Below are 20272 nucleotides of genomic sequence, written 5' to 3' on the forward strand. Positions count from 1 at the left end.
CGGCCTCAGACGCGGATGCGTTGGTACTCGGTGCAGAGTTCCACGTCGAGCTCTGCCAGCACGTCGGCGATCGGGCTGGCGAAACCGAACGCACCGTCCCGGCTGCCCGCCACGTGCAGGCCGATGATCCGCCCGCCCGGATCGATCACCACTGCCCCGGCGTCCCCCGGACCGCAGAACCGCAGGTCAGCGGCGGTGATACGGATCTGCTCCCGCAGCACCCGGACGCCCAGTGCTTCGCCGTGGTCAAGCCGCACGGTCGCATCGACCGAGGTGATGATGCCGACCGTCACGCCGGTGCCGAAGCCGTGCTTGCGGACCCGCTCGCCCGGGTATGCCGTGGCGTGCCCGGTGACCGACCCGATGCCGTCGACCACGCACGACGTCTCCGAACCGGGCGCTATGGCGACCGCGGCCGCGTCGACCCGGCCGGACAGCGCCGCCCGCGCCAGCTCGGTGTGCACCCGGCCGCCCTCCGGGTCGACCATCCGGTCGCCCACCGCCCAGGCGTCGTCCAGGCAACCGACGTCGAAGGTGGTCAGCCCCATCGGCACCACCGTCGGCGAGGTGCCGGTGACGATCGCCCCGAGCGTGCCGATCCGGCGGTACTCGCCGGCGTTCGAAACTTCGGGCGGCGACAGGTGGACGGCGCGGCACGGCACGATCCCGCTGCCGCCACGCACCACCCCGTCGCGCTCGCTGCGCGGCTGGCACGACGCCAGCGGCTCGTCACGGGTGCAGTGGATGTGCTGCAGGACCGGCTGCTCCTCGATGACGTCGGTCGGGATGCCGAAGATGTCACTCGGGACGCAGGCGCCCGCGACCAGCTGCTCGCGCGGAATCTTGCGGATCACCGACACCACGATGACCTGCTGACCGGTGGGCTCTCCCGCGCGGTGCTGCACACCGATGTCCACGGCAGTCACCCCGGGCAGGTCCAGGAGCTGGTCCTCGACCGCCCGCTTGATCGGGCGTATGACCGCCCGGTCTCTAAGCTCCCTGATGCTCAGCATGGTGGCCCCCTCCACCTACACCATTTAACACTCAGGGTTATGCATCAGTCACGAAGAGTCACTCTTACGGCCGTTCGGCTCTTCGGCTGCTACAGCGAACAGTCCACCAACACAGGCTCGGGTGCCAGCGAAACGCCGAAGGCCACGCGTACCCCGTCCCGAACTTCACGCGCAAGAAGTAGCAGGTCGCGGGTCGTTGCGGCGCCGCGGTTGGTCAGCGCGAGGGTGTGCTTGGTGGACAGTCTCACCCGACCGCCGGGGCCCGGATGCCCCTTGACGAACCCGGCCTGCTCGATCAGCCACGCCGCGGACAGCTTGGTCCGGCCGTCGTCCGCCGGGTACTGCGGGATCCGCTGGTCGGGACCGATCTTGGCGACGATGCGGGTCAGCACCTCGGGCAGCTCGTCGGCGCCGACGATCGGGTTCGTGAAGAACGAGCCAGCGCTCCAGGTGTCGTGGTCGGCGGGGTCGAGCACCATGCCCTTGCCGCGCCGCAGCGCCAGGACCGCGTCGCGGGCGCTGGCCACGTCGACCTGCCCGCCGGGTTCAGCGTCGAGCGCGCGTGCGAGCTCGGCGTAGCGGATCCGGGCCGACCGGCCGCCGTCGCGCAGCAGGAACCGCGCGCGCAGGACGACCGCGGTGTCGCTGTGCTTGAGCACGCTGTTCCGGTAGGTCAACCCGAGCTCGCTGGCCGGGACCGTGCGCACGCGTCCTGTGCCGCGGTCCAGCAGGTCGACCGAGACCAGCAGCTCGGAGACCTCGACGCCGTAGGCGCCGACGTTCTGCACCGGCGTCGCCCCGGTCAGGCCAGGGATGCCGGACAGGCATTCGAGCCCACCCAAACCCTGGCGAACCGTGTCGGCCACGACCTCGTCCCAGTCCTCGCCGGCCTCCGCGGTGAGCTGCACCAGCCCGTCGCCGACGCTGTCGTACTGGCGTCCCTTGGTCGCGATCCGCACCGCGTGCCCGGCGAAACCCTCGTCCGCCACCACGACGTTCGAACCTCCGCCGAGCACCAGCAGCCGCTGCCCGGCCGAATCGGCGGCCCGCACCGCAGCGGTCAGCTCTTCGGGGCGGCGGGCGATCACCAGTTCCGTCGCCGGGCCGCCCAGCCGCAGCGTGGTGTAGTCGGCCAGCGGCAGGTCACCACCGCGTTCACCGGCGTGCGCGCCCGACAACAGAGTGTCGTCGCGCACTTCTTCGGCACCGGACGTGGAGGGTTTCACGGTTGCCAACGGTAACCTCCGCGGCATGGCACGCCGCATCGAGCACCGGAGCACCTCCGAGTGGCCCGCCGCCCGGGTGTACGAGGCGCTGATCGACATCGATTACCTCACCGACCGGCTGACGGAGATCGGCGGGTCGAACGCGGCGCTGCTCCAGCACGTCGCCATCGAGGACGGCGCCCGGTTCCAGGTGCGCCAGGGGGTGCACGCCGACGCATTGCCGTCGGTGGCCCGCACCGTCGTCGGCGATGATCTGAAGATCGATCGCAGCGAGTCGTGGCGGCGGGAGGAGGACGGGCACTACACCGGCGAGATCGCCGCCGAGATCGCCGGGGCGCCCTGCTCGATCACCGGTTCGATGTGGCTGCGCGACCTGGCCGAACCGGCCGGGTCGGCGGTCAGCGAGTTCGTGGTGTCCGGCAGTGTCCGGGTCAACGTGCCGTTCCTGGGCGGCAAGCTGGAGGACCTGATCGTCGACCAGGTGCAGAAGCTGCTGTCCGAAGAGGAGAACTTCACCACCGAGTGGCTGGCCCGCCGGGGATGAATTCGGCCCCGAAGAAGCGGGCGCCCCGGCTCGCGGCCGGTCGGGCCCGCGCGTTGGGCATGCCCACCCGGGGCACCACCAACCCGAACCGGCTGCGGCGCATCGACCGGTGGATCGCCGGCACCCCGTGGGTCGCTCGCGCGGTGCGCGACGCCGCCGAGCCGGTCGTCATCGACCTCGGCTACGGCGCCACCCCGGTGACCACCGTGGAGCTGGCGGCCCGGCTCAGGCCGCTGCGCCCGGACGCGCGGGTGGTGGGGCTGGAGATCGACCCGGACCGGGTCGCGGCTGGCAAGCTCGTCGCCGATCCGCCCGCACTGGAGTTCCGTCGCGGTGGGTTCGAGCTGGCTGGGCTGGCCGCCGGGGTGCGCGACTTCCCGGGACCCGCGCTGGTGCGGGCGTTGAACGTGCTACGCCAGTACACCGAGCCCGAGGCGTGGAAGGCGTGGGACGAGCTGTGCTCCCGGCTCGCGCCGGACGGGTTGCTGGTGGAGGGCACCTGCGACGAGATCGGGCGGCGCTGCTGCTGGGTGACATTGGACCGGGGCGGGCCGCGGACCCTGACGCTCGCCTGCCTACCGGTCGACATCGAACGGCCTTCGGACCTCGCCCAGCGGCTGCCCAAGACCTTGATCCACCGCAACGTGCCAGGCGAGAAGGTGCACGCGATGCTGGGCGAGCTCGACGCGTGCTGGGCGAAGGCGGCCCCGATGGCCCCGTTCGGGCCGCGCGCCCGGTGGGCGCACGCCGCGCAGTTGTTCGCGGAGCTGGGCTGGCCGGTGCTGGACCGGCGCCGACGGTGGCGGTTGGGAGAGCTCACGATCGACTGGGCCGCGATCGCGCCCTGAAAATTTTCAATCCGATCACGCTCGGAGCTCCTACGGTTGGGGCATGGATAGCGACTTCCACCTCCGCGCGTTCCAGGACCAGGCGGCCGCGTTCCGCAGCGCCGTCATGCAGGCCGGTCCCGACGCCGAGGTGTCGACCTGCCCGGGCTGGGACGTCCGGAAGCTCGTGCGACACCTCGCCCGGGTGTATGCGATGACGCGCCTCTCGCTGGCTTCGGGACCGGACAGCGACCGGCCGCAACCCCCACGCCCGCCCGCCGAGTTCGACGACGCGCTGGCCTGGTGGGAAGACCACCTGGCGGCCCTGCGCCACGAACTGTCTACTTCGGACCCCGACCGTCCGGTGCGGGCGTTCTTCCCCGGCGGCACGGTGCGTGCCTGGGCCCGGCGGATGGCGCACGAGACGGCGATCCACCGGCTCGACGCGGAGCACGCGCTCGCGGGGCTCGGCCCGGACCACGTGCACGAGCTGATCTTCGATCCGGAGCTGGCTGCCGACGGCATCGACGAGCTGCTGACCGTGTTGCTGCAGGTACCCAGCTGGACGGAGCGGGAGAGCAAGGGGAGGGTGCTCTACCACGCGCCCGACGCGGGCCGCGCGTGGTTGGTCGAGTACCGGCCGGGCCTGCCGCCGCTGGCCGGGGCACCGACGGACGCCGCACTAGAGGTCGACGCGACGGTGGCGGGCACTGCGGACGCGGTGTACCGGCGGGCCTGGGGCCGCCCGAGCACGGCCCTGGTCACCGGTGACGTCGCCCTCGCAGCCCTCACCTCCGGTCTCTGACATCGGAGCACCATCTCCGCCGCCGGAGTCAGTGGTGCTTGGGAGCCCCGGACTATTCAGGGCATAGCCGATGAGGCGAACGGGCCGTTCGTCCCCGGGGACCCCGTCTATTGACGTGAACGGTCCGTTCGCTTCACACCAGCGAAGCCAGGTATATGCACAGCGCGCTATCAAACACGCTCGATAGCAGCCAAGCATTTAACTCACTCAAGCCGATGAGGGCACCCGAAGAGCCTGGACGCTTCAAAGACACCAGCGGCCCCGCACAACACCACTCCACATCCGAACGAGCCTCTCCCGCACCAGCCTCTTGATCACCTGAAAGCACTCATAGCACCTGACCAGGTGAAACCGTGCGTCCCAGTGGGGGTGTCGCGGTTCGGCCGGTTGCCGGTATGACCTTTGCTACCTGCGATAATGACCGGCCGTGAGCCCTTCCGAACGTCGTTTCGTCATCAGCCTGGGATGCCCGGACCGCACCGGGATCGTCGCCCGCATCGCGACCTTCATCGCCGAGCACGGCGGTTGGATCGTCGAGGCCGGTTATCACACCGACATCAACACCGGCTGGTTCTTCACGCGGCAGGAGGTCCTGGCGAGCTCGCTGCCGTTCGGCACCGACGAGCTGCGGCGCCGCTTCGCCACTGTCGCCGAGGAACTCGGCAGCCGCACCGATTGGCGGGTCGCCGACACCGGCGAGCAACGGCGCGTGGTGATCCTGGTGTCGAAGGAAGGCCACTGCCTGCACGACCTGCTCGGCCGCATCGGCGCCGGCGAGCTCGACGTCGACCTGCGCGCGGTGATCGGCAACCACCCGGACCTAGGCCCGATCACCGAGGCGCACGGCATCCCGTTCCACCACGTGCCGTTCCCGAAGGCCCCCGAGGCGAAGGTTGCGGCGTTCCAGGAGGTCCGGAAGCTGGTGGACGACCACGACCCGAACGCGATCGTGCTTGCCCGCTTCATGCAGGTGCTGCCGCCCGAGCTGTGCGAGGCGTGGGCGGGTCGGGCACTGAACATCCACCACAGCTTCCTGCCGTCGTTCGCCGGAGCCCGCCCCTATCACCAGGCCTACGAGCGCGGCGTGAAGCTCATCGGCGCGACCTGCCACTACGTGACCGCGGAGCTCGACGCCGGGCCGATCGTCGAGCAGGACGTGATCCGCGTCGACCACACCGACGACGTGGCCGACATGGTCCGCAAGGGCCGCGACGCCGAAAAACTCGTGTTGGCCAGGGGTTTGCGCGCGCACCTCGAAGACCGTGTCTTGGTCCACGGCCGCCGCACCGTCGTGTTCTGACGCGGTGGCAGGCGTGCGGAAGGGGGAGGGACTGAAAGCACGACGCCAGTTGGGCGCGTCGACCAGCATCGTCGGGGTGTGGGAGCGGTCTCCGAACCACTTCCCTACCGGCTCGGAGATCCACCGCACCAGCGTCACGATGCCGGCATGGATCTCCGACGGGCTGCACCGGATCGTCGTGCCGGCGATGCGCACCCCAGCGACGACCGGTTCGCAATGCGCGATCCGGTTGCGCAGGGCGTAAACCCGGTGGACAACCGCGTGCACTTCGCCGCGGATCCCGGTCGAGTTCGGGAACGCGTGGCGCAGGGCGGGCCGCCACAAGGTGGCGTCGTAGTAGCGACGCTTGCGGAACGGCTTCTTGCCAACAAAGCCGCCAGCTTCCAGCAAGTGCACCCAGAACCCCATCGCCAGCTGCGCGACCAGGCGACCGGGTGGGCTGTCCGCGCCGCATCGCCCGTCGGCCCACGCTTTGGCGACCGCAGCCTGTCCGCGTTCGTCGAGCAGCTGCTCGTCCGCCCACCACCGCTGCCCGTATCTCTCGGCGAGCCGGTCGTGCATGGCGTTGCGCAGCACCACCTCGGCCACATTGAGATCGCGATGAAAGCTCGCCGCGAGGTCACCACCGAGTAGGTACAGATCAATGGGCGAGCGGCCCCAAGGCGGTGCATGCCGGTGGTAGGTGCCCAGCCGTTCAGCGGACAGCAGCTTCCTCAGCTCATCCGGCACGGCGGGGTCGTAGCCCACTGCGGTGATCTACCACCACGATCACCAACGGCTGGTTGGAGGGACAGCCGATCCTGGCGCTGGCGTATCGCCGCGCGATACTGATCTGTCCGATTCTCGTGTCGTTCGCGATACGGATTGCTCGTGATACGGTTCGAATCGAAGTCCCCCGGTTAGCCAGTACCTCAGGTACGCGCCGGGGGTTTTATTTGCCCGGGCACAGAAACGGCCGTGGTAGCTGGACGCGAGCTTGGACTGCGATGGCCACCGCGCCATCAGGATGGCATCGCGACATACCACCCCGCCTCTTACCTGGTCAGCGGGCGAATTACGCACCCGTTTCTGCGCACGCACGTCGAAGACCGGGTCCTGATCCACGGCCGCCGCGCCGTCGTCTTCTGATCCATTGGCCGGGCGCACTGGGAGGGGAGGCCGGCGCCCGGCCACCGGGGTTGGGCCGCTGCGGCCGGGTCCGCAATGGGGGCACCGCAGCGGCCCGTTCTTGGGGTCGTGGGTGGTAATTCCGGTGAGAACCGGAATTACCACTCATGAGCATCACCGCCCTAAGCCCTCCAGGAGCTCCGCTCGCGGGAGCTGGGCCAGGACCTCGCCGGGCGTGATGATCTTGCTGCGGCGCAGCCCGCTGCCGACGACCACCGCCGGGGCTTTGGCCACCTCGGGATCCACCAGGAGCGGCCAGTCCGCGGGCAGCCCGAACGGCGTGATCCCGCCGAATTCCATGCCGCTGAGACGGACCGCGTCGTCCATCGGCGCGAACGACGCCTTGCGCACGTCGAGCCGTCGCTTGACCACGCCGTTGACGTCGGCGCGGGTGGTGGCCAGCACGACGCACCCGGCGTAGCGCACCTCGCCGGTCCTCTTGCCCGCGACGACCACGCAGTTCGCCGACAGCTCCAGGGGCGAGCCGTACTGCTCGCAGAACGCGGCGGTGTCCGCCAGCTCCGGGTCGATCTCGGTGACCCCGACCCGCTCGTCGTCGAGCTCGCGCACCGCCACCGCAACCGGTTCGGCGAGCAGATCGAGGTGCTCGAGCGCCGAGCTAACGTCCAGCGTTCCTGCCGCCACAGACCAATCAACACCCATGCCCCCGACAATACGAACCGACCCGAACTCGCCGGACGCGGGTTCAGCGCAGGAACTCCACCAACAGGCGGCGCAGCTCCCGGCGATGCGTGAGCATCGGCGCGGGCGAGGGCAGGATCTCCAGCCTGGCCCGGGCGAAGGACACGGCCACCGCCTTGGCGACCTCGGCCGGGTGTAGCGGATCGTCGGTGGCTCCGATGACCAGCACCTCCGACCGGACGCCAGCCAGCACGGTGGCATCCGGGACCGGGACCTGCTCCGGCAGTTCGCGAAGCGCGTCTTCGAGCCGCAGCAACGCCTCGGTCCGGCGGTCGACGTAATCGCCGACCTCGATGCCCGCGGGGATGTCCGCGGCGACGATCTCGCGCAGCGCCTCAGGTCCATCGGCGACTGCGGCGGCGAGCCGCTCGAACGCCCAGGTCGCCGCCACCTCGCGAGGCCGGTTCAAAGCGGCGGGCAGCAGCAGGGCCAACCGCTCGAAACGGCCCGGATGATCTGCGGCGATGCGGGTCAACGCGCCCGCGCCGAGCGAGACACCGACGGCACGGGTCGCCTCGACCTCATCGGCCACGGCGAGGACGTCTGCCGCGACCGAGGCGTAGTTCCAGTAGTTCGGGGGCACATCGGAAGCGTTGCCGTGGCCCGGAAGCGTGATCACGACGCGCATCCCCGGGAGGCCGGAGGCCGGGATACGCGCTTCGCCTTCGGTCGCGCCCAACCCGTGAACGACGAGGGTCACCGGGGACCCGCGGCCGAGTGCCGCCCAGCGAGCCCCCACTACCAGGACCGTCCCTGGATTTCCTTCACCTTGGGCCGAACGTCGACGATGTAGACCAGTGAAGCGACCAGCCCAGCGATCCAGATGATCGTGTACGGGCCCTGCACGCTGAAGATCAGCACCAGCGCGGCGGCACCCGTGATGCCCATCCAAGCCAGCTTGTTCAGCTTGTCAACGGCGGTGAAAGCGTCCGCGCGCTGCAGCGCCGCGTGCACAAAAGCGAATACCCCGACCGGGATGCCCGCAATCCAGATGATCGTCAGGATCCAAAGCGCCAGCTCCACGTCATCCACCCTACGTGGTCGCCGACGCAGCGGGCACCCGGTCGGACGGTCAGCTTTCGGTGGACTTGCTGGTCGAGGACTTCTTCGCGGCGGCCGACTTGGTCGGGGTCCTGCGCGCGGTGGTCTTCGTAGCCGCGGTGGTCTCCGCCGCCGACTGGGCGGCGGGCTCCTCGGACTTCGCGGTCTTGGGCTCTTCGGCAGGCTCTTGCACGGTCTTGCCGAATGGGCGGCCGACCTTGCCGAGCACGTCGTCGGCCAGGTCGCGGACCTCGTCGACGGTCTCCTCGACCTTGCCCTGCGCGGTCCCGACGTGGTCCCAGACCTTCTTGACCTGCGGCTGGTCCTGCAGCCGGTGCAGCGTCTCCTCGCCGCGCTCGGCCAGGTAGTCGTAGAGCTGCTTCGCGGTCTGGCTGTAGGCGTCGACGCGCTTGCGCAGCTCGGCCGGGTCGAACTTGTCGCGCAGTTCACCGAGGTCGCCCGACAGTTCCTGGCGCGCGGCCTCGGCGCGCTCGTTGAGCTGGCTTCGGACCTTGTTGACCGCCTCCAGCAGGGCGTGGGCGGCGAGGTCGCCGGCGCCGAGCGCGGCGAGCAGCGGGCTGCGGGCCTGCTCGACGGCCTCGCCGAGGGCCTGCGCGGCCTGCTCGCGCACCTTGGTCACGTCTTCGGTCTTCGGGAATGCCGGCATGGCGGTTACTCCTCAGGTTGCTCGGTGTCCCCGTCCGCCGCGGTTTCGCGTTCCCGCCGGAACGAGGCGTAGATGTCCAGAAGCACTTGTTTCTGCCGCTCGCTGAGCTCCTGGTCGGCGAGGATCGCGTCCACCACCGGCCCGCTCTCGCGGCGCTCCAAGATCCCGGCCTGCACGTAGAGCGCTTCGGCGGAGATCCGCAGCGCCTTGGCGATCTGCTGCAAAATCTCCGCGCTCGGCTTGCGCAGCCCGCGTTCCACCTGGCTCAGATACGGGTTCGACACGCCGGCGAGCTTCGCCAGCTGCCGCAACGAGATCTGGGCGTTGTTGCGTTGCGTCCGGATGTAGCTGCCGAGGTCGCTGACCGCTTGGTTCACGGCCTTGTTGACGGCTTTGTCCACACGCTCCATCGGGCTAGCACCTCTCCGGTCACCAACCAAGATAACCACGGTCGCTAGCTCTTGCAAGCACACTGCTTGCGCCCTGGCCGGAGAGTCCAATCACTCCGTGCAGGCGCACATGCAGAACGGGTGACCGTCCGGGTCGGCGTAGACGCGGAAACTCGCGCCCTGCCGGTCGGGCGGCTGCGGCAGCGGCGTCGCACCTGCCGCGATCGCCCGCTCGTGCCCCTCCGCCAGCGTCTGCACCCTGATGTCCAGGTGCATCATCTGCGGCACATCCCGACTCGGCCAGGTCGGCGGGCGGTAGCCCGGGTCGCGCTGGAAGGCCAGTGGCGCGCCGCCGACCGGGTCCACGAGCTCGACCCAGTCGTCATCGGAGTCGGGGTCGAGCTCCCAACCCAGCAACCGCCCGTAGAAACCAGCTAGCGCCCGCGGGTCCGGGCAGTCGATCGCGAAGGCCGCCAATCGCAAGGTCGTCGTCATCGTCATCCCTCTCGTGATCAGTTGATGCAACCGCGCGGGGCCGGACCGGGGTCCACCGCATCGCCGGGCCGCAGCGCCTCCGTCGCCGACCCCACCAGTTGGCGGACCCGAGCCGCTCCTGGCAAAGCCTGCCCCCTCGCGCAGCGCCCGGTCGATCTCGGTAGCCCGGACAGCCCTCACGGTCAGCTCGCGACTGCTCGCGAAGTACCCGAACGGATCGATCTGAATCGGATTCACCACCACATCCCTAACCCATCAAACAAACTTACCGGTTACTAACCGGTGACAAGATTGTGCTGGTTACATCAATCAGGCACAACCCCCTATTGGCTTACGATGGTGTTCGTGAACAGCAGAGCTGTCGCTCCGGAGGTGGATCGCCCGTCGTACCCGGAGGGCGTCGGACTCGACTTCGACCATGACATCGCATTGGTCCTGGCCTTCCTGAACACCTGCGACGCGGAGAAGGGCACCGAGATCCTCGACGATCCCGGGCAGTGGCAGCAGTGGTGCATCGACCAGAACCTCGGCAAAGCCCCCGGCGTAGATGCGGCGCGCGAGATCCGTGACGCCATGCGCACAGCGGTGTCCTGCGACGTCCGACCGCATGCGGTGTTCGAAACGGCCTGGCCCGTGCAAGTCCGGTTGCACAACGGCATTCCGACGTTGACCGGCGGCGATGCGATCGGCAGCGTGCTCGTGGCGGCGGCCCGCCTGGTGCACACCGGGCGGTGGGATCGGATCAAGATCTGCCCCGCCGACGACTGCCTCTGGGCGTTCTACGACCGCTCCCGCAACCGCTCCCGGACCTGGTGCTCGATGCGTGTGTGCGGCAACCGCGAGAAGGCCCGCTCCTGGCGGGAACGCCATACCATCGCCTGAACAGCGAAGACGGCTCGCTCACCGCGGGGGCGAACGGACCGTTTCCCGGTGAGTTCGGTTCTCAGAGCAGCAGCTGGGAAAAGGTGTAGATCAGCAGGCCTGCGAGGGCTCCGACAACGGTGCCGTTGATGCGGATGAACTGCAGGTCCCGACCGACCTGGAGCTCGATCTTTCGGGACGTCTCCTGCGCGTCCCAGCGCTCCACTGTCTCCGTGATCAGCGTGGTCAACTCGTCGCGGTAATTGGACACCACGTAGACCACGGCGCCCTCCAGCCAACCGTCGACCTTGGACTGCAGCTCCGGCTCCTCGACCAACCGGCGGCCGAGCGAGCGCAGTCCTTCGCGCACCCGAACCCGGAGCTCGCTCGACGGGTCCTCCGCGGCGTCCAGCAGCATCTTCTTCGCCGTGCCCCACGCCGAGGAGACGAGGTTCTGCACCTCAGGGTGCTCCAGCACCTGCTGCTGGATTTGCTCGGCCTTGGCCATCGTCTTTGGGTCGTGCTGCAGGTCGGCCGCGAACTCCACCAGGAACCGGTCGACGGCTTTGCGCATCGGGTGCTCCGGGTCAGTCTTGACCGCCCACGCGAACGACAGCACCTCGACGTAGATCTTGTCGGCCACGATGGTGTCGAAGAACCTCGGCGACCACGACGGCGCGCGCTGGCTGACCACCCGCAACACCGTTTCGTGGTTGTCCCGCACCCAGTCGTAGGCCCGGTCGCAGATCAGGTCGACGAGCTTGTGGTGCGAGCCGTCGGCGAAGACCTGCGAGAGGATCCGGCCCAGCGGTGGCCCCCAGGGCTGCGAAAGGACCTTGCGCACGACCGCCTGTTCCAGCACGGCCTGCACGTCCTCGTCACGCAGCACCCGCACGGCGCCGCGCACCGCGGTGGCCAGCTCCGAGGTGACCCGCTCCGCGTGGTCGGCGTCGTCGAGCCAGCCGCCGAGCCGGCGGCTGACCTCCGCGCGGCGCAGCTTGTCCCGCACCACCTGCTCGGCCAGGAAGTTCGAGCCGACGAAGTCACCGAGACTGCGGCCGATCATGTCCTTGCGAGTTGGGATGATCGCGGTGTGCGGGATCGGCAGGCCCAGCGGCCGCCGGAACAGCGCGGTGACCGCGAACCAATCCGCCAGCGCGCCGACCATGCCCGCCTCGGCGGCGGCCCGCACGTACCCCACCCAGGCACCCGCGCCTGCGTTCTCCTGCCAGCGGGCGATCACGTAGATCAGGGTCGCGACCAGCAAGAATCCGCCGGCCACCGCCTTCATCCGCCGCAGACCACGGCGCTTGTCACTGTCGGAAACGGCTGTCGGCTGCACATACCGATTGTGGCAGCGTCCGGAAACCACCGAAGCCGCCCCGAACCGGGCATCCCGGAAACCGTCCGCCCCGACCGCCTCGCACCGGCCACGGGGACGAGCGATGCGCAGATGGGAGGACGCGATCAGCAGTCCCTTCCAACGACGCGCATGACCGCCACCGCGAGGCGCAACGCTGCACGTCAGAGGCAGCCGCAAGCGGCACGGCCGCGCTTGGCCCGTCCTCGCAACTCGCACCGTCAGCGGGTTCTCAGAGGGCCTCTCAGAGGTCGCCTAGCGAGGAAAGCCCCGGTCCACGCAACAAGCCCCGGGCGGTGAGGTTCCGCTACCTCCACTGGGACCATCGAGGTCTGGAAACAGCCATGAATCGACTACCCTCTAAAGTCGTGCGTAGTCCCGCCCTCACCAGCCGGTTGCGACCCTTCACGTCCACGATCTTCGCCGAGATCACCGAGCTCGCCAGGCGGACCGGTGCGGTCAACCTCGGTCAAGGCTTCCCGGACACCGATGGCCCCGAAGGCATGCTGCGCGTCGCGCAGGAGGCGATCGCCAACGGCCTCAACCAGTACCCGCCGGGCGCCGGTGAACCGGACCTGCGGGCCGCAATCTCCGAGCACCGCCTGGCGCGCTACGACATCGAGTACCGTCCCGAGCACGAGGTGCTGGTCACCGTCGGTGCGACCGAGGCGCTGACCGCCGCGATGCTCGCCCTGGTTGAGCCCGGCGACGAGATCGTGCTCATCGAGCCGTACTACGACTCCTACCCGGTCGCCGTCGCGATGGCCGGCGGGGTGCGCCGGACCGTCTCGCTGCAGCAGGGCCCCGACCACCGCTTCGAGCTCGACGTCGAGGCGCTACGCGCCGCCGTCGGGCCGCAGACCCGCGCCCTGGTGCTGAACTCGCCGCACAACCCAACCGGCACCGTGTTCACCGATGCCGAACTCGCCGTGATCGCCGAGGTTTGCCGCGAAAACGACGTGATCGCCATCACCGACGAGGTCTACGAACACCTGATCTTCGATGGCCGCGAGCACCACCCGCTGGCCACCCTGCCCGGCATGGCCGAGCGGACGCTGTCGGTCTCCAGCGCCGGCAAGAGCTTCAGCGCCACCGGCTGGAAGATCGGCTGGATCTGCGGTCCGGCCGAGCTCGTCGCCGCCGTGCGCGCAGCGAAGCAGTTCATGACCTTCGTCGGCGGCGCACCGTTCCAACCTGCGGTCGCGCACGCCCTGCGCAACGAGCTCGACTGGGTCGAGCGGTTGCGCAAGGACCTGCAGCGCAAGCGGGACCGGCTCTCCGAGGGCTTGGCCGAGGCTGGCTTCGACGTGCTCGTCAGCGAAGGCACCTACTTCATCTGCACCGACGTCCGGCCACTCGGCTTCTCAGACGGCGCCGAACTTTGCCGTTCGCTGCCGGAGCGGATCGGGCTCGCCGCGATCCCGGTGCAGGTCTTCTGCGACAACCCGGAAGACACCAAGCACCTGGTGCGGTTCGCCTTCTGCAAGCGCGACGAGGTCCTGGACGAAGCTATCCGCCGCCTCCGCAAGCTCCGCTGACGCGACCGAAGTACCTCCCGGCTCTCCTGGCCGTGGCCACGCGGCGGGGGGAGTTCGCCCGACGTCCTACGACGGTGCCCGGACGCAGCTCCGATTCGCGGTGCGTCGCAGGCTTCTCGCTCAGGCGAGTTCGGTAGTCGGCTTCCTCGCTCAGGCGAGTTCGGGTGAGCGCCTCAGTTCAGGTGGCCCGTTGCTGTCATCGATCACCTCCGTAGCCGAGGCAGACGAATCCGGCTTCGCCGTGTTCCGCTTGAGCCTCGGCCAGCGCCGCAGCCGCTGGGCGGCCCTCGCGGAGTGCTAGGTGCAGCGACACCATCACGCTGGCCGTGCGCTCGTCCGGGACCGGCACCACGCTGGCGATCACCGTCGCGGTGCCGCGCCCGAGGAAGGTGGTCGCCAGGCCGCTGAGCTGATCGCCTCGGCTGACCGCCGACCGACCCACGTCGCAGGCCGAGAGCACGACCGTCGTCGGGCCGCGGTGCAGCCGGTCCAGGTCGTAGGCGTACAGCGGACCGTCAGCGAGGTCGAGGCAGGACAGCAGCGGTTGGTCATCCCGGAACCGGCCGTGCGCGGCGATGTGCACGACTCCCGCCCCGTCCACAGTGGATAGCACTCGCTTCGAGGTGGCGTCGGCGCCGACCAGCAGCCGCCCGCCTGCGACCGCGTGCAGCCCTTGGGCCTCCCGTTCGGCGTGGTCCAGGCCGGGGCCGGCCACCCACACCGGCGCACCGACCCGAGCCACGGACCGGGCATCCGATGCACCACGCAGCCAGCACCGCAGCGACGGGCTCACGGTCACGCTGCGCCCATGGCACGCGGGCAACGCCGCCCACGGCAGCACGTGCAGGCACCCCGTCGGGATCACGACGAGCGACCGGCCTCGTTCGAGCGCTGATAGCACCGGCGCGAAAAGCTGCGCCTGCAACTCCTCGGCCGCGCGGCGGACACCCGTCTCGAAGATCGGCGCTGCGTGCCGTGCGACGCCCATCGCCTGCCGCGCGAGCAGGTGCCGAAGACGAGCTGTGTGGGCCTCCGCGTTCGCCACCGGGCCCAGGACGTGCAGCCGAACATCACCATCCACAATGGATATAGCGAACAGCCTGTCGCCGCGGGCGAAGAGGCTGAGCAGCACGGAATCGCCGAGCTCCGCGATGACGTCGTCGACGCCACCCGGCACTCGCAGCCCGCTGGTGCGGCCTCCCACCAGCATCGCGCGGTGGCGCACCTGCTCTTCCAGCTCGGCGATCGTCCCCAACGCCCGCTTCGGATCACGGCTGCCCTGCGCTTCCAGCACCGCGGCGCGCAGCCGCACCAATGCCGAGTTCAGCCTCGGATCCGCCGGTGGCTGCAGCACCCGACGGTGTAGCGCGCTGCACCGCGACCGCTCCGTCCAGCGCAGCACCAACCGCGGGTCGCCGATTCGCAGTGCGGCACCAATCGCGGTGTCACCCAGTTCGCCCGCCAAGCCGAGCGCATGCACGCGCAGTTCGAAGGCCGCCATGCCAGCTGCCTGGCCGTCCATGGCCTGCAACCCGCCCCTGCACGCCTCGAACACCCGACCCGGATCCCCATCCTGATCCGCCAGCAAGGCTGCGGCCAACCACCCCAACGCACGGTGCGGCGGAGGCGCCGCAACCTCGTCGTGCAGCGGAACGCACAAAGCGAGGAGCCTGCGGGACAACGTGCGCATCCCGGCTTGTGCAGCGCACCGACCAGCCGTGAGCCGCAACTCTGCCGCCGGCCCGATCCACCCGAACTCTTCGCATGCGGCAGCCGCTCGACGCGCTGCTCCGAGCGCGTAACGCGAGCACTGCCCGCCGCGCAGCTTCGCCTGCCATCCGATGGCCGTCGCCAACGCCGCCCATGCTGGCCGTCGCTGCGCGCGGAACAGCTGTCGTGCGCTACCGGCGGCCTCCGCAGCGGCGACCACGTCGCCGGCCCGGAGCGCACAACCGGCCAGCGCCAACCTAGTTTCGGCGAGCTGACCGGCTCGGCCGCAGGCGACCAGTTGGTCGGCCGCCTGCTCCATCGTCGCCCGCGCCTCGCCGATCAACCCGGCCGCCGCCAGCGCCTCCGCCCGGTCCACCAGCGCTTCCGGGTTCGACTTGACGTCCAGCCCGCCGGCAACCGCCTCCTCGAACAGCCGCAGCGCACGCGGCAGATCACCGGCCCGGAACGCGACGCAACCGCGGTTGTGCCGACATGCCGCCGCCCGTGCGGATCGGCCGTCCGAGGCGAAATCCTCCTCTGCGGCGGCCAGATCCGCCTCCGCAGCGGTCAACCTGTTCGTGTACAGGTTCGCCAGCCCTCGCCCCAGCAAGGCGTTAGCCATCCAGCGCCGATCGTCATCCGCCGACAGGCTCCGCAATGCACGGGTCAGTTCCACTCGGGCCTCACGGTGCTGACCGCCCTGGCAGTGCAGGAGTCCGCGCAGACAAGCCGCCCGAGCCTGGTCCGCCGCGGGCAGCCGCGGCTCGGCAGCCACCAGGTGCGCCCAGCTCTCACCCGTCGCGCCTCGCTCCAACTCGATCCACGCGAGCGTCAGCCCCAACTGCGCGGCCCGCTCCGGTTTCCCGATGCGGTTCGCTGCGGCCAGCCCGAGGCGGGCATGCCGCCGCGCCTGCTGGACCCGGCCGCGCTCCACCGCTGCCAGCGCCGCGATGTGCCGGGCAAGCACCCGGAGTTCGGCGTCGCCGGTGTCCGACAGCAGTTGCTCTGCCTTGCGCATGGCCGTCTCCGGAGCTGCGTCGGCGTTGTCCCGCCACCACAGCGCCGCGGTGATCGCATCCGGCGGTGCCGCCGCCGTCCCGGCGCTCAACAGACCAACCAATCGGCAACGGCGGGCGCCGACCGAACTGGTCTGAACACCACGCTGAGCGGACCGCGAGGCACATCGGCCACCCGGAAAGCGCCGTACTCGTCCAGGGGACCCGCGCATTCCCCGGCGGGATGGCGAAGCACGACCTCGCCGACCGGCGGCGCCTGACCCGCCCGGTTGAGCACCATCCCGGACGCCCGGTACAGGCCGCCCACGGTCGGGACCAGGTCGACCTCCAACACCCGTCCGGGCATCGCGAAGGTCAGCACCCTCGGCTCCGGCTGTCCGGACCGGACCCTGGCCAGCGACTCCGCCGAGTCGCCGACGAGCTTCAACACCACCGGGTCCTCGATCGGCGAGCGCTGGGCCATGGCCGCGTACGCGCCCGCGAGTGCCTGCTCAGGAATGGGGTCGCAGGACCGGAACAGGTCACGCAACCCCCGCAGCTCCACAGGAATCCGCTGGTTCATCCCGCCACCTCCTCCGGCACCTCGGCGGCCAGCATGCGTCGCCGCAACTCCGCCAGGCAGCGGCTCTTCTTCGGCCCGATCGTCCCGCGCGGCATCCCCAGGGCCTGGCTGACCTGCGCATAAGTCGCCTCCGGCGCGACCGCCAGCACCCGCAGCAACTGCTGGCAGCGCTGCGGCAACTGGGCGAAGGACTGCGCCAGCCGCGAATTCGTCATCGCCCGCAGCACCTTGTGCTCCGGATCCTCGGCGTAGTCCGGCGGCCCGAGGTCGCCGGAATCCAGCCCGACCGGCGATTCCCGTTGCCGCGCCCGGCGCAATCGCATCGACTCCCGCCGCGCCGTGGTCACCAACCACCCGGACAACGACTCCGGTTCGCGCAGCCGCCCCAGGTTCTCCGCCAGCAGCAACCAGGTTGCCTGGTAGATGTCCTCGGCGTCCGCGGTGTTCGCGGTGAACGCCCGCGACACGCCCCAGACCACCGGCGCGTTGCGATCCACCAACTCCTGCCACGCCCGCTGATCACCGGCCGCCGCGCGGCGAAGCAGCACCGCGGACGTCCCGTCCTCCCCGATCTCGTGCACGACCAAGCACCTCTCACCGTTCGCGATCTTCGTCCTCCCGCGTAATAAGAGGAACGAGGGGTGCCCACAGATTCACTTCGCGCCAATTACCGCTCGAACGGGTAATGCCGACGGGCAAGATCGCGCGCCTCGTTCGGATCGCGGCCCTCGCGCAAGGCATTCGCAGCGGCGGCGGCCACCTGCGGCGCGGCGAAGGACGTTCCGCTCCAACGCGCATAGCCGAACCGACGCCCGCCGCCGGGGGCCAGCCGCACGAAGCTGCTCGTCACGTCCACCCCGGGCGCGGCGGCATCGACCCAAGTCCCGGTATTTGAGAACCCGGCGACCGCGCCGTCGTCACCGGTCGCCGCCACCGCGATCACCGACGGCAGCGCGGCAGGCCAGAAAGGCCTGGTCTGCGCGTGATTCCCGGCCGCCGCAACCACGACGGTGCCACGCCAGTTGCGCAGTTCGCCGCGCAAGATCGGAGGGCACTCATCATCCGCGGTGTGACATCCGGCCGTCAGCACGACGACACCGATGCGTTCACCGCGGGCCTCGGCCGAACGCAGCAACGAACGCAGGCCTGCCGCAACGGTGTAGTCGTCGGTGAACCCAAGCGAAGACAGCACCCGGCGCGCCCGGATCACCACGCCCGGCGCATGTTGAAGCACCACGCCGCTGACGAAAGTGCCGTGCCCTGCCTGGCGGTCCTGACCGGCGTCGCCGTCGGCGTCCAATTCCTCCGGCACGGCCTCGAACCAGGGCCGATCCCGGAACCACGGATGCGGATCGAACCCCGTGTCGAGTACGCCGACCACGACCGGCGGATCCCACTGCCGCACCGGCGGTTGCGGGATCACCGGCCCGGGCAGCGCATCCGCCCCGCTCCCGAACAGCACCGGCGTGCCGAACATGACCGGACAACCGAAGTGCACGTGGTTGACGGCGACGCTGGCCTCCCGGGCGAGGTCGACGCACCGGTCCCGCTCCACGCCGCGCAACCGAACCCTGGCCATCAGCAACTCGTCGTCGTGCTGCACGTCATCGACCCAACGGCGGTACCGGTCGAGCACCGGATCCAGGACGCTCGCCGGCGCGATCAGCTCGCCCCGCCGAACCAGGCATTCGCCGCTCCCACCTGGATCGTGCAGCAGCAGATCATGCCCGTAGGCAGCCCACACCTGCTGGAGTTCGCCTACGCTGAGCCGAATATCAGCTTCTTGATCCACAGCGGACACTGTGCCGGGCCGCCCGTCCGTCCACAGCGGACACGCCGCTGTCGGTAGCCGGCTCACCCGTCCGACGGCGCGTGAGATCTTTCCCACTAGCCCGAACGCGTGGAGAATGCAAGATCTACCACCGATCTCGTCGCTGTCGGTGGCCCGAAACTGCCACCGCAGGTGGTTGAATGCCCATACCGCGCCGATCACCCCCCGGCGCACCCGACGCCGACGCCGCGCCCTGCCGCGCGGACCCGACCGACAGGCGGTGGTAACCGTGACGGGAACCTGCGCGCAGCGCGGTCCCTGGTCGCGGCTCAGCGCGCTCGCGGTACGAGCCGCGTTCATCGGCGGCCTGAGCATCGTCGGATGGCTCGGTGCGGCAGCAGTGGCCGATGCCGTCGAACTGCCCGAGAACGACCACCTCCGGGTCGAGGTGGAGCAAATCGTCCTCGACCCGGTGACGAACCCCGCCCCCGCGTGGCCCGTCGCCGCGTGGCCCGAACTCGACCCGGTGGCGCGGGCCGTGGTCGAGAAACCCGAGATCGAACCGCCCCCCATCGAGGCCCCGGCAAAGCCGAAAGCCGACCCCGATCAGACCGCCGCGGTCGCCGACGAAACCGACAATGCCCCCCTGGTGCCGCCACCACCCCCGCTGCCGGTCCAGCAGCGCACCGCCGCGTCGACCAGCGACGACCAGGCCGCGCCGCAGCCGAAGCAGTCCCAGTCCCCGGTCCCCGATACGACCGTTCGGATCATCCCGAAGCCGCGGGGCCCGGACGCGTCAGCCCCATCGCGCGTCACCCCGCCGGCCGAACCGGCACCGGAACCTCCGGCGTCCCCCGCACCGGCCACCACGCTGTCCGCAGGATCGACCTCCTGCGGCGGCGGGCTGCGCGGCCTGCTGGTGATCCTGCCGGCCGACCCGAGTCCGTCCGGACCGGTGTCCACCGGCGTCGACAAGCGGGAAGCCTGGCCGACGACCGGCATCTTGTCCTTCGAACCATCGAAGTCGCCCGACTGACGCTGCGCCGAGCCGCTGCGGCGGCAATCCTGGGAAACATCCGCACCCACCAGCTCCGAGCCGGCCGTCTGCGCCCGGCCGGATCGGAATCGGGGCGCCCCGGCCCATCTTCGGCGACGTTGGTGACCAGACGCAACGCCGAGGACCGGGCCCGGTCCCCAAAGCCGCGGCCCCCGCTCCGGCAGCGCGACCACCACCCGCCAGCCCGCCTCGGTCAACGCGATGACCGATTCCAGGAATAT

The 20272-nt window shown here is 70.0% G+C and carries 22 protein-coding genes; 9 read left to right on the forward strand and 13 right to left on the reverse strand.

The window, feature by feature from the left end:
- Positions 1-5: 5 nt before the first annotated feature.
- The gene (locus ACWDKQ_RS07430; RefSeq protein ID WP_450137906.1) at positions 6-1013 is read right to left on the reverse strand and encodes a hypothetical protein; all 1008 of its coding nucleotides are present in this window, start codon (positions 1011-1013) and stop codon (positions 6-8) included.
- A gap of 89 nt (positions 1014-1102) precedes the next feature.
- A complete protein-coding gene (locus tag ACWDKQ_RS07435; RefSeq protein WP_450137907.1) occupies positions 1103-2278 on the reverse strand; it encodes a UDP-N-acetylmuramate dehydrogenase in 1176 nt (391 codons plus the stop codon).
- Between ACWDKQ_RS07435 and ACWDKQ_RS07440 the strand changes: the two genes are divergently transcribed.
- From ACWDKQ_RS07440 to ACWDKQ_RS07465, 6 genes are all read left to right on the forward strand, one after another.
- Positions 2265-2783: a DUF2505 domain-containing protein gene (locus tag ACWDKQ_RS07440; protein ID WP_450137908.1), complete on the forward strand. Its 519-nt coding sequence runs from the start codon at positions 2265-2267 to the stop codon at positions 2781-2783. The genes ACWDKQ_RS07435 and ACWDKQ_RS07440 overlap by 14 nt on opposite strands.
- The gene (locus tag ACWDKQ_RS07445) at positions 2780-3631 is read left to right on the forward strand and encodes a class I SAM-dependent methyltransferase (RefSeq protein WP_450137909.1); all 852 of its coding nucleotides are present in this window, start codon (positions 2780-2782) and stop codon (positions 3629-3631) included. Before ACWDKQ_RS07440 ends, ACWDKQ_RS07445 begins: the two co-directional genes overlap by 4 nt.
- A 43-nt stretch (positions 3632-3674) precedes the next feature.
- Positions 3675-4415 (forward strand): maleylpyruvate isomerase family mycothiol-dependent enzyme, encoded by a 741-nt coding sequence (locus tag ACWDKQ_RS07450; protein ID WP_450137910.1) that lies wholly within the window; start codon positions 3675-3677, stop codon positions 4413-4415.
- A gap of 427 nt (positions 4416-4842) precedes the next feature.
- Entirely contained in the window at positions 4843-5715 is an 873-nt protein-coding gene (gene purU / locus ACWDKQ_RS07455; protein WP_450137911.1) for a formyltetrahydrofolate deformylase, read from the forward strand.
- Between the two features lie 13 nt (positions 5716-5728).
- The gene (locus ACWDKQ_RS07460; RefSeq protein WP_450137912.1) at positions 5729-5959 is read left to right on the forward strand and encodes a hypothetical protein; all 231 of its coding nucleotides are present in this window, start codon (positions 5729-5731) and stop codon (positions 5957-5959) included.
- Positions 5932-6348: a hypothetical protein gene (locus ACWDKQ_RS07465; protein WP_450137913.1), complete on the forward strand. Its 417-nt coding sequence runs from the start codon at positions 5932-5934 to the stop codon at positions 6346-6348. The genes ACWDKQ_RS07460 and ACWDKQ_RS07465 overlap by 28 nt, the downstream gene beginning before the upstream one ends.
- 648 nt (positions 6349-6996) lie before the next feature.
- Here ACWDKQ_RS07465 and ACWDKQ_RS07470 read toward each other — a convergent pair.
- The 6 genes from ACWDKQ_RS07470 to ACWDKQ_RS07495 form a co-directional block, all read right to left on the reverse strand.
- Positions 6997-7545 carry a YbaK/EbsC family protein gene (locus ACWDKQ_RS07470; RefSeq protein ID WP_450137914.1) on the reverse strand — a complete coding sequence of 183 codons (549 nt, stop codon included), beginning with the start codon at positions 7543-7545 and terminating at the stop codon, positions 6997-6999.
- Between the two features lie 43 nt (positions 7546-7588).
- Entirely contained in the window at positions 7589-8284 is a 696-nt protein-coding gene (locus ACWDKQ_RS07475; protein WP_450137915.1) for an alpha/beta fold hydrolase, read from the reverse strand.
- Positions 8285-8322: 38 nt separating this feature from the next.
- Positions 8323-8607: a DUF2516 family protein gene (locus ACWDKQ_RS07480; protein WP_450137916.1), complete on the reverse strand. Its 285-nt coding sequence runs from the start codon at positions 8605-8607 to the stop codon at positions 8323-8325.
- 49 nt (positions 8608-8656) lie between these two features.
- A complete protein-coding gene (locus ACWDKQ_RS07485; protein WP_450137917.1) occupies positions 8657-9292 on the reverse strand; it encodes a hypothetical protein in 636 nt (211 codons plus the stop codon).
- Between the two features lie 5 nt (positions 9293-9297).
- The gene (locus ACWDKQ_RS07490) at positions 9298-9702 is read right to left on the reverse strand and encodes a helix-turn-helix domain-containing protein (RefSeq protein WP_450137918.1); all 405 of its coding nucleotides are present in this window, start codon (positions 9700-9702) and stop codon (positions 9298-9300) included.
- 90 nt (positions 9703-9792) lie between these two features.
- Positions 9793-10176, reverse strand: coding sequence for a VOC family protein (locus ACWDKQ_RS07495; protein ID WP_450137919.1), 384 nt, complete (start codon positions 10174-10176; stop codon positions 9793-9795).
- A gap of 336 nt (positions 10177-10512) precedes the next feature.
- Between ACWDKQ_RS07495 and ACWDKQ_RS07500 the strand changes: the two genes are divergently transcribed.
- Positions 10513-11058 carry a CGNR zinc finger domain-containing protein gene (locus ACWDKQ_RS07500; protein ID WP_450137920.1) on the forward strand — a complete coding sequence of 182 codons (546 nt, stop codon included), beginning with the start codon at positions 10513-10515 and terminating at the stop codon, positions 11056-11058.
- A 61-nt stretch (positions 11059-11119) separates the two neighbouring features.
- On the opposite strand, the gene ACWDKQ_RS07505 is transcribed toward ACWDKQ_RS07500, so the two are convergent.
- Positions 11120-12328, reverse strand: a complete 1209-nt coding sequence (locus tag ACWDKQ_RS07505; protein ID WP_450137921.1) for a DUF445 domain-containing protein — start codon at positions 12326-12328, stop codon at positions 11120-11122.
- A 437-nt stretch (positions 12329-12765) separates the two neighbouring features.
- Between ACWDKQ_RS07505 and ACWDKQ_RS07510 the strand changes: the two genes are divergently transcribed.
- Positions 12766-13935, forward strand: a complete 1170-nt coding sequence (locus ACWDKQ_RS07510) for a pyridoxal phosphate-dependent aminotransferase (RefSeq protein WP_450137929.1) — start codon at positions 12766-12768, stop codon at positions 13933-13935.
- Positions 13936-14131: 196 nt separating this feature from the next.
- Here ACWDKQ_RS07510 and ACWDKQ_RS07515 read toward each other — a convergent pair whose 3' ends face one another.
- The 4 genes from ACWDKQ_RS07515 to ACWDKQ_RS07530 all read right to left on the reverse strand — a co-directional run bounded on the left by ACWDKQ_RS07515 (position 14132) and on the right by ACWDKQ_RS07530 (position 19015).
- The gene (locus tag ACWDKQ_RS07515) at positions 14132-16753 is read right to left on the reverse strand and encodes a CHAT domain-containing protein (RefSeq protein WP_450137922.1); all 2622 of its coding nucleotides are present in this window, start codon (positions 16751-16753) and stop codon (positions 14132-14134) included.
- Positions 16750-17223, reverse strand: a complete 474-nt coding sequence (locus ACWDKQ_RS07520; protein ID WP_450137923.1) for a hypothetical protein — start codon at positions 17221-17223, stop codon at positions 16750-16752. Before ACWDKQ_RS07520 ends, ACWDKQ_RS07515 begins: the two co-directional genes overlap by 4 nt.
- Positions 17220-17804, reverse strand: a complete 585-nt coding sequence (locus tag ACWDKQ_RS07525; protein WP_450137924.1) for an RNA polymerase sigma factor — start codon at positions 17802-17804, stop codon at positions 17220-17222. The genes ACWDKQ_RS07520 and ACWDKQ_RS07525 overlap by 4 nt, the downstream gene beginning before the upstream one ends.
- A gap of 86 nt (positions 17805-17890) precedes the next feature.
- Entirely contained in the window at positions 17891-19015 is a 1125-nt protein-coding gene (locus ACWDKQ_RS07530) for a S8 family peptidase (RefSeq protein WP_450137925.1), read from the reverse strand.
- A 268-nt stretch (positions 19016-19283) separates the two neighbouring features.
- Between ACWDKQ_RS07530 and ACWDKQ_RS07535 the strand changes: the two genes are divergently transcribed.
- Positions 19284-20030: a hypothetical protein gene (locus ACWDKQ_RS07535; RefSeq protein ID WP_450137926.1), complete on the forward strand. Its 747-nt coding sequence runs from the start codon at positions 19284-19286 to the stop codon at positions 20028-20030.
- The last annotated feature ends 242 nt before the right edge of the window (positions 20031-20272 follow it).

Source organism: Saccharopolyspora sp. NPDC000995, assembly GCF_053599315.1.

Bases quoted from the DNA above. Each gene is read 5' to 3' on its own strand.
- ACWDKQ_RS07430 (WP_450137906.1), bottom strand. From the start codon at position 1,013: ATGCTGAGCATCAGGGAGCTTAGAGACCGGGCGGTCATACGCCCGATC.
- ACWDKQ_RS07440 (WP_450137908.1), top strand. From the start codon at position 2,265: ATGGCACGCCGCATCGAGCACCGGAGCACCTCCGAGTGGCCCGCCGCC.
- ACWDKQ_RS07435 (WP_450137907.1), bottom strand. From the start codon at position 2,278: ATGCGGCGTGCCATGCCGCGGAGGTTACCGTTGGCAACCGTGAAACCC.
- ACWDKQ_RS07445 (WP_450137909.1), top strand. From the start codon at position 2,780: ATGAATTCGGCCCCGAAGAAGCGGGCGCCCCGGCTCGCGGCCGGTCGG.
- ACWDKQ_RS07450 (WP_450137910.1), top strand. From the start codon at position 3,675: ATGGATAGCGACTTCCACCTCCGCGCGTTCCAGGACCAGGCGGCCGCG.
- ACWDKQ_RS07465 (WP_450137913.1), top strand. From the start codon at position 5,932: ATGCGCGATCCGGTTGCGCAGGGCGTAAACCCGGTGGACAACCGCGTG.
- ACWDKQ_RS07470 (WP_450137914.1), bottom strand. From the start codon at position 7,545: ATGGGTGTTGATTGGTCTGTGGCGGCAGGAACGCTGGACGTTAGCTCG.
- ACWDKQ_RS07485 (WP_450137917.1), bottom strand. From the start codon at position 9,292: ATGCCGGCATTCCCGAAGACCGAAGACGTGACCAAGGTGCGCGAGCAG.
- ACWDKQ_RS07490 (WP_450137918.1), bottom strand. From the start codon at position 9,702: ATGGAGCGTGTGGACAAAGCCGTCAACAAGGCCGTGAACCAAGCGGTC.
- ACWDKQ_RS07495 (WP_450137919.1), bottom strand. From the start codon at position 10,176: ATGACGACGACCTTGCGATTGGCGGCCTTCGCGATCGACTGCCCGGAC.
- ACWDKQ_RS07500 (WP_450137920.1), top strand. From the start codon at position 10,513: ATGGTGTTCGTGAACAGCAGAGCTGTCGCTCCGGAGGTGGATCGCCCG.
- ACWDKQ_RS07505 (WP_450137921.1), bottom strand. From the start codon at position 12,328: ATGAAGGCGGTGGCCGGCGGATTCTTGCTGGTCGCGACCCTGATCTAC.
- ACWDKQ_RS07520 (WP_450137923.1), bottom strand. From the start codon at position 17,223: ATGAACCAGCGGATTCCTGTGGAGCTGCGGGGGTTGCGTGACCTGTTC.